The sequence below is a fragment of the Bartonella sp. CM86QHHN genome, assembly GCF_042194695.1.
Lineage (GTDB): Bacteria > Pseudomonadota > Alphaproteobacteria > Rhizobiales > Rhizobiaceae > Bartonella.
Window position 1 is genome coordinate 44,445 of record NZ_JBHIND010000045.1, and the last position, 14,660, is coordinate 59,104.

Annotated in this window: 11 protein-coding genes, 1 tRNA gene and 1 pseudogene; 11 read left to right on the plus strand and 2 right to left on the minus strand. The window is 35.9% G+C overall.

Annotation, left to right across the window (positions count from 1 at the left end; all coding sequences use genetic code 11):
- Positions 1-14: 14 nt before the first annotated feature.
- Positions 15-251, minus strand: coding sequence for a hypothetical protein (locus ACFIKX_RS03570; RefSeq protein WP_375622279.1), 237 nt, complete (start codon positions 249-251; stop codon positions 15-17).
- A gap of 346 nt (positions 252-597) precedes the next feature.
- Here ACFIKX_RS03570 and ACFIKX_RS03575 point away from each other — a divergent pair, with 346 nt between their 5' ends.
- The 10 genes and pseudogenes from ACFIKX_RS03575 to ACFIKX_RS03620 all read left to right on the plus strand — a co-directional run bounded on the left by ACFIKX_RS03575 (position 598) and on the right by ACFIKX_RS03620 (position 12,814).
- On the plus strand, positions 598-2,748 hold the full coding sequence (locus tag ACFIKX_RS03575; protein ID WP_375628215.1) for a transglycosylase domain-containing protein: 2,151 nt from the start codon (positions 598-600) through the stop codon (positions 2,746-2,748).
- Positions 2,749-2,765: 17 nt separating this feature from the next.
- A complete protein-coding gene (locus ACFIKX_RS03580; protein WP_375628217.1) occupies positions 2,766-3,362 on the plus strand; it encodes a DUF1214 domain-containing protein in 597 nt (198 codons plus the stop codon).
- A complete protein-coding gene (locus tag ACFIKX_RS03585) occupies positions 3,355-3,894 on the plus strand; it encodes a hypothetical protein (protein WP_375628219.1) in 540 nt (179 codons plus the stop codon). Before ACFIKX_RS03580 ends, ACFIKX_RS03585 begins: the two co-directional genes overlap by 8 nt.
- A gap of 531 nt (positions 3,895-4,425) precedes the next feature.
- The gene (locus tag ACFIKX_RS03590) at positions 4,426-5,211 is read left to right on the plus strand and encodes a DUF1499 domain-containing protein (RefSeq protein WP_375628221.1); all 786 of its coding nucleotides are present in this window, start codon (positions 4,426-4,428) and stop codon (positions 5,209-5,211) included.
- Positions 5,212-6,632: 1,421 nt separating this feature from the next.
- Positions 6,633-7,034, plus strand: a pseudogene (locus ACFIKX_RS03595) (DUF1499 domain-containing protein); the annotation flags it as partial.
- 392 nt (positions 7,035-7,426) lie between these two features.
- Complete coding sequence (locus tag ACFIKX_RS03600; protein ID WP_375628222.1) at positions 7,427-7,912, plus strand: hypothetical protein; 486 nt, start codon at positions 7,427-7,429, stop codon at positions 7,910-7,912.
- Positions 7,913-7,969: 57 nt separating this feature from the next.
- Entirely contained in the window at positions 7,970-8,485 is a 516-nt protein-coding gene (locus ACFIKX_RS03605; RefSeq protein ID WP_375661210.1) for a hypothetical protein, read from the plus strand.
- Entirely contained in the window at positions 8,439-11,231 is a 2,793-nt protein-coding gene (locus ACFIKX_RS03610; RefSeq protein WP_375638130.1) for an autotransporter outer membrane beta-barrel domain-containing protein, read from the plus strand. Before ACFIKX_RS03605 ends, ACFIKX_RS03610 begins: the two co-directional genes overlap by 47 nt.
- Before the next feature lie 78 nt (positions 11,232-11,309).
- Positions 11,310-12,350: an HlyD family type I secretion periplasmic adaptor subunit gene (locus ACFIKX_RS03615; RefSeq protein WP_375628279.1), complete on the plus strand. Its 1,041-nt coding sequence runs from the start codon at positions 11,310-11,312 to the stop codon at positions 12,348-12,350.
- Positions 12,350-12,814, plus strand: coding sequence for a toxin-activating lysine-acyltransferase (locus ACFIKX_RS03620; protein ID WP_375628281.1), 465 nt, complete (start codon positions 12,350-12,352; stop codon positions 12,812-12,814). Before ACFIKX_RS03615 ends, ACFIKX_RS03620 begins: the two co-directional genes overlap by 1 nt.
- 229 nt (positions 12,815-13,043) lie before the next feature.
- Here ACFIKX_RS03620 and ACFIKX_RS03625 read toward each other — a convergent pair.
- Positions 13,044-13,118, minus strand: a tRNA-Gln gene (locus tag ACFIKX_RS03625).
- An 872-nt stretch (positions 13,119-13,990) separates the two neighbouring features.
- Between ACFIKX_RS03625 and ACFIKX_RS03630 the strand changes: the two genes are divergently transcribed.
- Positions 13,991-14,593, plus strand: coding sequence for a superoxide dismutase (locus ACFIKX_RS03630; RefSeq protein WP_375628283.1), 603 nt, complete (start codon positions 13,991-13,993; stop codon positions 14,591-14,593).
- Positions 14,594-14,660 lie beyond the last annotated feature (67 nt).

Genomic DNA, 14,660 nt, shown 5'->3' on the forward strand with positions numbered 1-14,660 from the left:
CCATCTGCTAAAGACTAATCAGCAGGAACAAAAAACTCAACACGACGTAACTTTTCACCATTACGGGCTGGTACAACAACCACAATTGCACACATGTCCTTTCCATCCTGAACAACCGGTTTTGAACGGACGAGAACCCCGCTCTCTTGCGCGGCAGCCTTCTTACCTACTTCAGCACACCCAGAAGCTAGAACAGAATCTGCTTCTAAAAAAGCTGCTATTATTACGAACAAGAATTTTTTTTTCATCATAAATATTTCAATAACCCATCTCTTCTCTTCCTTGATAAAGGATAAAAGAAATAATGTTTTTTTTTGGTCGATTAAAAAATCACAAATGGAAACAATTTATCCTCTATCTTACAGAATAACATATTAACATTACTCCAAATTTTTAAAAAATCAAAAAAATATTTTTAATAATGAGAATAAAATTTATTCAATAAAATAATAAAATATTAATATACTATCTTACAAAAAATGAATAATTCTAAAACAAATTCTTTCTCTGTTAGAACTATAGAAAAAAAATACTTCTACTCTATATAATTATTGTAGATTTGTTTGGTTGTATTGCTTTGCCATAGGCTCTCTTTAAATGTTTGATTTTTTTAAAAAAAAGAAAGGGCAGCACCGTAAGCCATTTCATAGTCCTGCTCTCATTGAATTAGACGCACGATTAGACACAGCGCTTTATCACATTCGTTCTGCTAACAGTTTTTTCTGGAAAAAGGCAAAAATCGTCTCACAAAATTTTCATCTTCAAGGATGGAAACGTTTTATCGTTGAAGTTCTCGATGAAATACTGACATTAGGGTTGATGGGATTTACTCTTTTCACTATTTTGGGCATTTCTGTTTTTGAACTGACCAAAACAGATTGGTCTTCTCCTAAAAACTTTTCCATTCTTTTTCTAGATCGCTATGGAAATTCCATTGGGCACCGTGGTGCACTGCCGGCAATCTCTGTCCCCGTTGAAGAAATGCCTGACACTGTCATTAAAGCGGTTCTCGCTACAGAAGACCGTCGTTTTTTTGATCATTGGGGTATTGATTTTCAAGGACTTACACGGGCAATTTCACAAAATATGCAAGCTAAAGGTGTGGTGCAAGGTGGTTCAACTCTCACACAACAATTGGCTAAAAATTTATTTTTAACAAACGAAAGAACCATAACACGTAAAATCAAAGAAGCTTATCTTGCTCTTTGGCTAGAAGCAAATTTTAGCAAAAAGCAGATTTTACAACTTTACCTTGACCGAGCCTATATGGGAGGAAACAATTTTGGTATTGCAGCCGCTGCAAAATTTTATTTTGGAAAAGATATCCGTCATGTCTCTTTAAGTGAATCTGCTATGTTAGCAGGACTCTTTAAAGCTCCAACAAAATATGCTCCTCATAGTCATCTCTTTGCTGCTCAAACACGTGCCAATGTCGTCCTTTCTAATCTTGTTAATAGTGGCTTTATGACAAAGAGCCAAATTATCAATGCGCATCGCCACCCTGCTAAGACACTTCCCCAAAGAGAAAATAATCAGCCAGATTATTTTCTTGATTGGGCATTCGAGGAAGTCAAAAAAATGCGCAATCAACTTCCAAGCCATAGTTTAATTATTCAAACAACCCTTGATCCGAATATTCAAAAAGCAGCAGAAGAATCAATCGCATATCATTTACATCAATATGGTCAACAATATCACGTAACCCAAGCTGCCACCGTTATACTCGATAATAACGGTGCCGTATGCGCAATTGTTGGAGGACTCGATTATAAAAAGAGCCAATTTAACAGAGCAACACAAGGCGGACGGCAAACTGGTTCTTCATTCAAACCTTATGTTTACGCAACCGCACTGGAACACGGACTGTCTCCCTCGACAATCGTTTTAGATGCTCCTATCAATTGGGGAGGTTGGACACCCAAAAATAATTCTGGTCGTTATTTGGGAAAAATTGATTTAGCAACAGCTTTAGCTTTTTCTATTAATACAGTCCCTGTGTATCTCACCTATCAATATCTTAACCGTGATACCCAACCCATCATAGATCTCATCAAGAATATGGGGATTAACGCGCATATTTTATCACACAAAACGATGGTTCTGGGCACTTCCAACATGACCCCCATGGATCAAGCAACTGGCTTTAATGTCTTTGCGAATGGCGGGATAGCTGGTAATCGTCATGGGTTTACGCAAATCAAAACAATTGATGGTCGTGTCGTGTGGGATTTCGAACATAACGGAAAAAAACTACACCGAGTTCTGAATGAACAATCAACAGCTTATATGAACCAAATGATGGTGGGTGTCACGACACGAGGATCTGGTAAGCGTGCTGCTCTACCCATGACTCTCGTCGCTGGGAAAACTGGAACATCACAATCTTATCGTGATGCTTGGTTTGTTGGCTTTACAGGCAATTATACAGGAGCGGTATGGATGGGAAATGATAACTTTTCACCGATGAATCGTGCTTTTGGGGGTGGCGTTCCTGCCATGATATGGCATCGCATCATGCTTGCTGCACATCAAAATATCATGCTCAAACAGCTCTATGGTGTTAAAGATTCTCTCCTTCCTTATCAGCCCCCAGTACTTTCTTCCCATGCAGATTCTGAAGTTCCTCCTCCAATACCCTCTACGCTTTCTCCTGAAACATTGAATATTGTGCGATTGATTAACAAAGATCTGAAAAAAACATCTGTAATTTCTTTGAAAATGAAAACAACTGGAGATTCAACATTTTGAATTCAAGATATTCACTGATGTTTTTTAATATCACCATTTTCTTTTTTATCTTCGCTTTTTCCATTTTATGTGGAACACTGAGTGTCGATTATGTGCTCAATTCCTTTCCTCATTTTGGACTCTTTAGAATTGGAAAATGGAGTGCTTATCCACAGGTGGGAACCGCTAATATGGATCCTTATACCCGCGCCCACACCGCTAAACGAGGCATTGTTTCACTCGGACGAACTGAAGGTATTCAATTCCAGATTTGGCAAGATAACCAAGGGCGTCCACTCCACCCTCGCTGTCATTATTTGCTCAAAGGCACCATCCCTGAAACCCGTCTTTTTACCCTTTATACAGCTGACAAGTCCCTTAAACCCTATACTTCATCCAAAGAAATACCTTTTGAACTCCACACTGACAATATTATCTATGAGCATGATGGCTCATTGCGCATCAATATTTCACCCACACCGCAAACCGGTAATTGGCTTGCAACAATTAGTCCAAAAGAATTCGGGCTTATTCTTACCTTATACGATACCTCAATCATCTCTGCAACGGCATTACAAAAGCTTACAATGCCATCAATAGAACAAATCCCATCAGGACAAATAAATTGTGACTAGATTTATTTATACCGCACTTCTTGCAATCATTGGCGCTATTATCGTTCATATTTGCGTTCTCTTTCTGATCCCCTATTGGGCACAAAATAATATATGGACAGCACTAAAAAAATCCGGAGCCCCTTATCAATTTGTTGATTTTACGCCCAATAATCCTATTCAGCAATCTGCTGATCCACTCTTTCTTCTTAAAGTCTGCAGATTTAATCTTGAAAATGGACCTGTTCATTTAAAAGCTTTGAAAACACGCCAATTTTGGTCACTAGCAGCCTACACACACGACGGAATTATTTTCTATAGCCTTAATGACCGAACCGCCCCTGATGCGACACTCGATCTTATTATTGGAAAACCAATACAAATCATAGAACTCAAAAAATCAAAACCTAAAAAAAATGCCAATTCAGTTTTGGTTGCTAAAAATTTGAATGAAGGGTTTGTTATTTTACGTATTTTTGTCCCTTCTTCCCTTGCAAAAAAAGAAAGTGAAGCTTTTCTTTCATCTGCAACCTGCCGCATATTTTATGAATAAAAACGGACTAACCTCTCATTTGTACAACACCTTCCTTTCTATAAAATACATGAAGCCTATCAAAATGGTTATCTTTTTTCTCTATTAATCAAATATTCGAATTCAGATTTATCTGATTGTAGATCCTTAAATTTTTTATTGAGATAGAATGAAATCTCTATTGCACATCATCATATCCTATTTGATACGCATTATCTGACAGAAAAAACTCCCCGCAATCAGAAGAGAAAAATCAAGAGTAAAGTTCTAAAAATATATGCTGCTAACAACCGTAGAACTTGTTATTTGAGTTTATTTCTTTTTATTTACAAACATTCCCATAAAATTCGCATCAATAACATGATAAACTATAGAAGAAATACTGATCACTTTCAATGAAGTGCTAAAATAACCGCTGGAAACTTATAAGACATTACGCATCCTTGACCTCAAAAATAAGTGCTTTATTTTTGGTTTATGAGCAGAAGCTTTTTGTAAGATAGCACTCTGAAAAAACTTGGCTTATAGTTTACAATCGAGGGGAAAAACTTCATGAAGAAGAGATATGTTCGGTTCGTTTCAAGAGCAGCAGTATGGTCCCCTCGATTTGGTGGATTGTCGTTCTTTATTTTATTATTTTCAGTCATTTTACAACGTTTTTCCGTCATTAACGTAACTGACTTCATAATTTTGATCGGAATCTCTACTGGCTGTGTAATTATTTCTCTTTTTCTGGCTATTAAAGCACTTCATAGTTTGTGGGTCTATGGTGCTCTAGGGGGAATGAAAGCTTTAAAAGGGATCATTTATTCGTTGATAACAGCCACACCATTGATGCTCTTTTTTGGACTTTGGTTTACCTTACCGGCTCTTTACGACGTTTCTACCGATACACAAAGACCACCGGCTTTTTTTCGCACAATACGTCCCAGCGATGCTTTACCACTCAAAAGTGTTTTGACTGAACAAGCAGCAATACAGATGTCACAATGGCCAGAAATATCGGGGCGCCGTTATGATGGCTCACCTGACCGTATTCGCGAATCCGTTCTTAATGTTTTAGCTGCGTATGATTGGCCTGTTGTAGCGCAACGAGAATTCAAAGGCGAAGAAAATGAAATTTATATCGAAACGAGAGCAAAAACTTTTTACCTTGGCTTTATTTTAGATATTGTTATTCGTTTAACTGATGAAGGGGATACAACTTTTGTTGATATGCGTTCTACTTCTCGTTATTTGCCAAGAGATTTGGGGACAAATGCTGCTTTTATTATCGATTTTATGGATGCACTTGATACAGAAATCGCCTCACTTCCTCTTGCTGAAGATAATGAGTAGAGGTTAGAAGTATAGTAAGTTACATTTACTAAATTAGCTTATTTCAAAAATAAATTTTGAGACGTGCAGAAACGCACAAAACATTTATCGTCTCTCGACGGCCATAAGCATTACTGACAAGTTCTTTAAACACCCAAAAGCAACTTATAGCCTCTTTTTAGCGCGTGACATATAGATAAAATATTTGAATTCAAATTCTAAACTTAAATACTATAATTGATTTTACATATATTTTTTATGCTCAGAAATCTCATCATAAAAGTAGGAAAGAAGACTTCTCTAATAAGGAAATTAAGCATTTCTTACAGGCGCATTTTTCCAAAGAAAATAGAAAAATACACCCTCATCAAGAAAGATGAAATACATTTATCATAAAATATGATGCATATGTAATATAGTTACAGAAAAAATTAACAATAAAATACACATAAATTCATCTGTATTTTACAATAAATGATTATTTCAATTTTATAAAGAAATTTCATAATAAAAAAAAATATATATATTATTACAAATAATAGAAACTTATTTAAATGAAAATAATTTTTCATCAAACATAATTTAAATATAAATACTAATATCTAATATATTTAAACGCAACATAAATAAAACAAAACGCCAAAAATAACCCACTAAATGTCTTAATTGCTTCCTTTATACTATTTTTCCAACTTTCACCACTTTATCTATAACTTAATAAAAATATAAAAACAAATATTGAAAATAAAATATCAAAAATATTATTATATAAAGATAATAAATAATCATTTTTCATATAAATAACGTATACAAATAAAAACTGTTATAGAAAGTAATATAACAAATATAATGAACAAAAATGTGCTTAAAAACATTTTTTTCACAATTTCTTTGTTACTATAACCTTTAAATTTATACCGTAAAAACATTGCATAGAAAAATATAAAGAAAGCACATGTAGAAGATAATAATTCTGCAATAATACGAATAATATCACTCATAAAAAATCCAAATTAAATATATATAAAAACAATAAACATTAATATATATTATATCATACAAAAGTTAATAAAGTAAAATAATATAAAAATAAAATTTCCAAATTAATCTATAATTATAAATTAATAATGAATAATCATTGTTCATAGAAATAACGTATATAAATAAAAAATATTATAGAAAATAATATAACGAACAAAAATATTCTTAACAAAATTTTTTTCCAAATTTCCTTTTTACTATAACCTTTAGATTTATAATATGAAAACAATGTATAGAAAAATATAAATAAAGCACCTATAGAAAATAATAATTCTACAATAATACTAATAATCTCATTCATAAAAAAAATCCAAATTAAATATATAATTTTGTAAAATTATGCACCTAAACCTTCCTGTCAAGTTTGTAGACACATAATTATGCCTACAAGCTTGTGCATTGCTTTACCGCTCAAAAGTGTTTTGACTGAACAAACAACATTACAGATGTCACAATGGCCAGAAATATCGGGGCGCCGTTATGATGGATCACCTGACCGTATTCGCGAATCCGTTCTCAATGTTTTAGCTGCGTATGATTGGCCAGTTGTGGCTCAAAAAAAGTTTAAAGGTGAAGAAGATGCGCTTTATATTGAAACAATGGCAAAAACTTTTTACCTTGGCTTTATTTCAGATATTGTTATTCGTTTAACTGGTGAAGGGGATACAACTTTTGTTGATATGCGTTCTGCTTCTCGTTATTCGCCAAGAGATTTGGGGACTAATGCTGTTTTTATTATCGATTTTATGGATGCGCTTGATACAGAAATCTCGTCACTTCCTCTTTCTCAAGATGATGAGTAGAAACTTGTACTTACTTCCAACAGAAAAATCCCTACCAACCTGTCATTTGTTTGCACTATTATTACTTATTACTGAAAGTGCTTTTACTCTTTCAGGACAAAGCTTTTAAACGAAAATATCTCAATCCTAACTTATTTCATAACAAAAATATTGTTTTGTCTCTCATTTGATGTTTTTATTTAAAATATTTTAAGTATTAATATATATTAACTATTAATATACTATGTATTAAACAATAAAAATGATTTATTTTATTAAAAAGTAAATTTATAATATTTGACAAATAATAACAAATTAACTAATAGGTAAGTATTGTAATTAAAATTTAAATTGTTTATTTTCCTTACTTCTAAGCGGGGAGAACATGCGGAGCTTATAAGGGAGGAACAGCTATGTCTAAAAAATCTTTACTCTCCTGTACAGCTATCGCAGCAATTATGCTTTTTGGCAAAAATCTCAACGTACATGCTGAATCTCTTGAAGTTGATAAAGGAGAAGTAAAAAACGTATCAAACAAGACTTATGAATATATTCAAACAACAAATAGTGGAAAAGTCATCGGTAAAAACTTAACACTGACCGGAGGTCATCCAATAAACAACGATTTGGATGCTGTAGTCCTTAGAACCCAATCTTCAATTGAGTTATGGGATACAACCATTAAAAGTGCAAACGATACTCAGCTGCATAGTGGTGTTGGAATATGGCATGGTAGTACATTTAAGATGATAGGAGGTGTTATTGCAGCCGATTATGGCGTTATATCAGACACTGATGACAGTGGCACAACGATATTGGAAAACGTGAAATTATCAAGCGGTAAAGACAACACTTCGATGAGCAAAGGAATCTCCGCTAGAAAAGGCATAATTACTTAAAAAAATGTAACCGTTAATGAAGCAGATTTATCCGTAGCAGCATCTTCTGATGCACATGTGATAATATCTGTCAGTTCCTTTGGCGGTGAGGTACAAGCTAAACAATGCAGTACCATTACTTTAAACGATAATGTCACAGTAACATCTAAAAATGATGGACTCCATGCAGATGGTGAACAATCTAAAATCACAATGACTGGAGGAACTGTAAAGGGGAAAAAAAGTGCTCTGTTGACAGAAAATGGCGGATATATTGATGTCGCCGATATCACTCTCACCGCATATAACAAAGGAACAGGCGCAAAATCCACTGGTCCTAACAGCATGATTGATTTGCATAATAATGCAACCATTAAAGAGACTGTTATTGGACTTGAAGCAAAAGACAATGGTGTCATTCAAATGACAGGAGGATCTATTGAAATCACAGAAGGCGAAGCAGTAGGTGCATTATTCCTTGACACCGCAAGCAAAAAAAAACACGCTGAAAGATGTGAAAATATCAAGTGGAAAAGATGGCTTTCTTATGGAGAAAGGAATCTCCGCTATAAAAGGCATAATTACTTTAAATAATGTAACCGTCACAAAAGCAAAACGCAGCATCTATGCAGATAACAAATCTCAAGTAATGGTTTCTAGTGGATCTTTTGAGGCAAAAGAAGATGCAATCAATGCTCAAAGTGGTAGTACCATTACTTTGGACAATGAGGCTAAAATCACATCATCTGAGGGTGATGGCCTCCATGCAATTGGTGAGCAATCAAAAATTTTTATGACAGGGGGAACTGTTACCGGTAGCAATAGTGTATTATATACAAAAGCTGGTGGATATATTAATGTTAAAGACGTTGCTCTCACAGCAAATGGAAAAGGAACAAAATTCGGCGCATTTGCAAGAGGTTCCAGTACCATTGAATTGAATGGAAACACAACAATTAAAAATGCTACGATCGGTGTTAAAGCCCAAAGTGATAATGCGACAATCAAGATGACAGGAGGATCTATTGAAATCACAGAAGGCGAAGCAGTAGGTGCATTATTCCTTGACACCACAAGCAAAGAAAACACGCTGAAAGATGTGAAAATATCAAGCGGTAAAGATGGCTTTCTTATGGAGAAAGGAATAAGTGCTGACAAAGGAAGCATGGTTTCTTTAAATAATGTAACCGTTAAGAATGCAGAAAAAGCTCTCTTGGCTAATGATAATTCCCAAATAACAGTAATGGGCGGAGGTTCCTTTGGTGGAGAAGTACAAACTCTGCAAGGTAGCACAATTACTTTAAATGATAATGTCACAGTAACATCTAAAAATTACGGACTCCATGTAGATGGTGAAGAAGCCAAAATCACAATGACGGGAGGGAGTGTAAGTGCAAAAGGAGCAGCATTTGTCGTAAAAGATGGCGGACATATTGATGTCACAGATATTTCTGCAAAAGCACAGCGCAATGGGATACGCTTTGATAACTCAAAAAACGATCAAACTTTAGAAATAAACCTGACCAATACAAACCTTCTCATCGAAGATGGAACGGGTATTGTTGCCAACAATTCATCAAATGGTAAACTCAACCTCAAAGATTCAGAAATCAGAGCCGATAGGTTATTCGTAGGGATAATCCATGATACACCAAAACCTAATCAAATCTTTTCACTCTCCGCAGACCGTTCTGTCTTACAAGGTGGTGTAAGAAATGACGAAAATGGACAAACAAGCTTTGATCTCAAAAACAATACAACATGGTTTGTGAACACCAGCACAAAAGAAAAAGATGATGCGGGCAAGTTACTTGATATCACTCAAAGATCACGTTCTGATGTTTCTGCACTCAACCTCAATGACAGCAAAATTGTTTTTGAAAAGCCAGTAGAAAACCATTATCACACATTACATATCGGTTCTGGTAAAAAAGATACTCCAGAGATCTATAACGCTTCTGGAAACGCAGAAATCCACTTTAACATGGCATGGAACGATGGGGTTGCTGTAGATGATCAAAAAACCGATCGCGTTCTCATTCATGGCGATGCATCAGGTACAACAACAGTTTATATCAAGAGTGATGTAGGGGATAAAAACAGTGTAGAAAATGCTGCGGCCCCCTCGAATACAGGCGGTATTTCCCTTATCCAAGTCTCTGGAAAAGCGATGGAAGACTCCTTCAAATTAGCCAATGGTTATATCACAAGAGATGGTTTGCCTTATAAATACACACTAACTGCTTATGGACCAGAATCACGCCATGGCACAGCCAATATTGAGCAAAACCTCTTTGATGAAAAAAATGAAAACTTCTGGGATTTTCGCTTGCATAAAGCATTTCTTGACTCCGGTGGCGGTAGCGGTTCCGGTGGCTCTGTCCCTGGTCCACATGTGGAAGCTGTCGTACCGCAAGTGGCAAGCTATATCGTGATGCCTAACGCTCTCTTCTACGCTGGTTTTACCGACATTACTAAGCAAAGCAAATTGTTAGCTGATATCCGTACAACACAAAATTATTCTTTCTTCTTTTCACCCTATGGTAGCAATGCTACCTTAACCTCTGAGCGTGGTCCCTTCAAATATGGCTATGGCGCTGATATTCGCTATGCTGCCGTACAAGCAGGTGGTGCATTAGCTGCAATGGAAAGCCAAAATATCACCATGCATTTTGGACTTATGGGAACCTATGGGAAACTCTCTTTCACACCTAAGGATATGGAGGGTGCAGACAAAAGCACACTCAATAAATGGGCGGTTACAGCTTATGGCAGTATACAACACAACAATGGCTTATATGTCGATGTCCTAACTTCCTATGGCATGATCGATGGAAATATCACTACGGCTGATATCAAGAATGCCGCAAACTTGAAGGGTGCCAAAACCTTGAGCGCTTTGGTTACCATTGGAAAAGAATTTGCTACAGGAATGGCAGGGATAGAGTTTGAGCCACAAGCACAAATTGTTTATCAACAATTGTCGTTTGACACCATGAAAGATGCTGATAATCTAGAAATTGATATGAAAAATCCTTCCCAATGGTTGGTTCGGATTGGCGGACGTTTAACTAAAACTGTTTCTGCCGAAAGTGATTATCCCTTTTCTTTTTATGGAAAAGTGAACTTTCTTAAAACCTTTAGTGATGATGGGAAAATACAGATTGGTAAGGAATTTGACCTTGATCCTGCCGGAACTGCCATTGAAGGCGGTTTGGGCATCAATGCACAACTCTCCCACAATATCGTACTTCATGGTGATGTTAGTTACCAACAAAAGCTACAAAAAACGGGTATAACAGGAGCGAGCTTTTCTGGTGGAATACGTTATCAGTTCTAAGAAAATGCTGTAAAGTGAGCGTTATTTTCCCATTTGCTTGCATAAAAAGGCTGGACAACTCCATACTGTGTGGCCTTTTTGATTTGCACAAACCTACCGTGGAATACCGGTTATTCTTTTCTTTATAACATACCTACAACACTTCTTGCTGAAAGCAATCCTTTGGATAAAGATTTTGTAACCAAAGGGCTTGCCTATCTGCCAGCTCCTCCTTCTGGCAACACGACTGCAAGAATAGAAGGGGAAAAACTCATTAGCGCTACCCTTCAATCTCTCCAAGATAAATTAAGAGCGCTAAAAGCACAGGCGGACCGCGTCGAGCGCAGCGGTGCAACACAACATGCGCAATTAGATAGGTTGGAAGATGATCGTCAATTAAGCCAAGGAAAATTAAAAGCTGCAAAAAGCCTGATGGAAACAAAAGTCATTAGCCAAGCCGTTTATTTAGAGCGTTTACATGATTTTAAAAATGTCGAGCATGAAATTTTAACCAATCAAAGACGTTTGGAAGAAAATGCCGCCGAAATAAACACCCTCCGCCAACAACGGAAAAGTCTCATTTCCGATGAAATCGCCCGCTATCGGCAACTTTCGCGTGAAACAGAACTGAATCTTCAAGGATTAAAAGCAAAGCTTGATAGCACTCAATACCATCTTGACCACTTATCACTCTATGCGCCTGTTGATGGACATATCGATGATTTAAGTATCCATACTTTGGGCGGCTTTGTAGAAGCTGGTAAAACGCTTATGCGTATTGTCCCTGATGCAGGTGGTCTCATTGTTGAAGCGTTTTTTGATAATCGAGATATTGTTTTTTTAGAAAAGGGTCAACGTGCTTACATCAAGTTTTCTGCCTTTCCACCTGAACGTTTCGGTGTTATCCACGGTACAGTCGTTAATGTAGGCGCTACAGCGCGCTATAATAAAGAAATTAATGGTGTCTATGCTGTTTTAATCAAAATTGACCAAGATCACATCACTTTGAATAACAAACATCTTAAATTTATCCCTGGCATGACTGTGGCAACGGATGTCATTACCTCAAAACGGCGTCTCATTTCCTATTTCTTTGAACCTATTACCAAAGTTTTAGAACAATCTCTAAAGGAAAGATAATGTCTGTAAATGAAAATTCATCACCTTCACTCATAGATCCTCTTACAGCGTTAGGAGCTATGGTTGTTTTAATGCTCACATCTCCCTTATACCGCCGCTGGCGAATCTGGGATATCGAACGAAATTTAGGACCAGCTTTACAGACTGGGCAATACAAGCTCTATAAAAATGAATGTGGAGAATTTTGTGCCTTTATCACTTGGGCTTTTTTAGATGAGAAAAATCATCAATCTATGCTTGATAAGGGAGAATTTTTACCTGATGCCAATTGGCAGAATGGAAAATACGTATGGTTTATTGATTGTGTAGCACCCTATGGCCATACTGCTCATATTGTACGCGATATGCAACGAAATATATTTCCTGATCAGCGTTATTGTTATGCTGTACGACGTAATGAAGATGGTGGAATACGAAAAATTGCACGCTGGTGTTGCTATAGAGCGCAAAATCCAGCCAAATAGTTTTTCTAAAGCAAGTGCGCATAAATCATTTACCCCTCGTCTTATAGAAAAGAATCTTTTAAAAGAGCTCTTTAAGCGATAGCTATAGCAAGAGAACCTTACCATATTTAGAGCTAACCCGCTACAAATAGGTGTTTTTCAGCTTACCAGACTTTCTATGAATAGCAATAGATAGTTAAGGGGATTGATCCACTCTCAAGCCGAACTTTTATTAACATTTTACCGGAACTGGCTGGGGTACCTGGATTCGAACCAGGGAATGCCGGTACCAAAAACCGGTGCCTTACCGCTTGGCTATACCCCAAAAAAACACGCTTTATAGCGACTCCTGCACCTTATAGCGATTCCTGTGATTGGACGCAATATCTGAAAATCAAAGACTTTACTTTTTTATCATAAAATTTCTGAGTCTTGTATGGCATTGCCATCGATACAAATTCGTAGCAGAAACTGATATACAGTTGTGATTTTAACATAAGTAGGAACCAGTTATCCATCAATTATTTTGCTCTTTGTATTGATTTTCTAGGAACAGAAAATGAAAATCTTGCAGTTTACTCATGTATCTAATAAATTTGCATATGATTTACTTTTCTTGATATATTAAAATCCCATCTTGCTCAATTAAAAAAAACTGTCTCCACATTGGCAACCGGTAAGTGTATGATAGTGCTGCTGTGCTCTTGCATTAAGCATAAAGATGGTAATGTCCACTAATTTTTACATTATATTATTCATGGGTAGCACCATAAAATAAAATCAAGCACATTGAAAAATATTTCCTAAAAAATAACACTTATTATTCTGTTGAAAACATTATGATACACCCATAAACTGGAAGAGTTTTGCAAAAATTAAAAACATTTTATATGGTATTTGAAAAAATAGAGATACAAAAACAAGGAATAATAGCTATTTCCATTTACTTTTTATTAAAAAGATAATGATATTTATTACCCACTCATAGATGTAAAAAATCTTCAGAAGCAATCTTTATGTAGACCAATATCCTTTTTGATTGATGAATATACATTTCCTAAAAGCTTCTTTTACAAAAAGAGAGACATTAAAACTATTTCATACAAACTAGGTATTCAACATTTGCTTTTAAATGCGGTAAATGGCAAATTAGGCTTATGAAATAAGCTTAACAATTAGAATCGAGGAGATTTTTAAATGGCTTTTGAATTGCCCCCGTTGCCTTATGATTACGATGCCCTTTCGCCTTATATGTCACGCGAAACGCTTGAATATCATCATGATAAGCATCACCTCGCTTATCTTACCAACACCAATAATTTTGTGAAAGAGTTAGGCTTAGAAAATGAAAGCCTTGAAGATATTGTTAAAAAAAGTTTTGGAAAAAATATTGGTTTGTTTAATAATGCAGCGCAGTATTACAATCATAACCACTTTTGGCTTTGGATGAAAAAAAATGGTGGTGGCCAAAAACTTCCTGAAAAGTTAGCAAAAGCTATTGACGCTGATCTAGGTGGTTACGACAAATTCCGCGCTGATTTTATTGCTGCTGCTAGTGCCCAATTTGGTTCTGGATGGGCGTGGGTTGCTGTTAAAGATGGCAAGCTTGAAATTATGAAAACGCCTAATGGCGAAAATCCCTTAATTCACAATGCTCACCCTATTTTGGGTGTCGATGTGTGGGAACATTCCTATTACATTGATTATCGCAATACTCGACCGAAGTACCTCGAAGCCTTTGTAGACCATTTAATTAATTGGGACTATGTTTTGAAACTTTATGAAGAATGTGAATTTTAAACTGTCTCAATAATTTTTTAGTGTATGAAAGTCCCTATAATCCAATAAATTATCGGAGACTTTCATA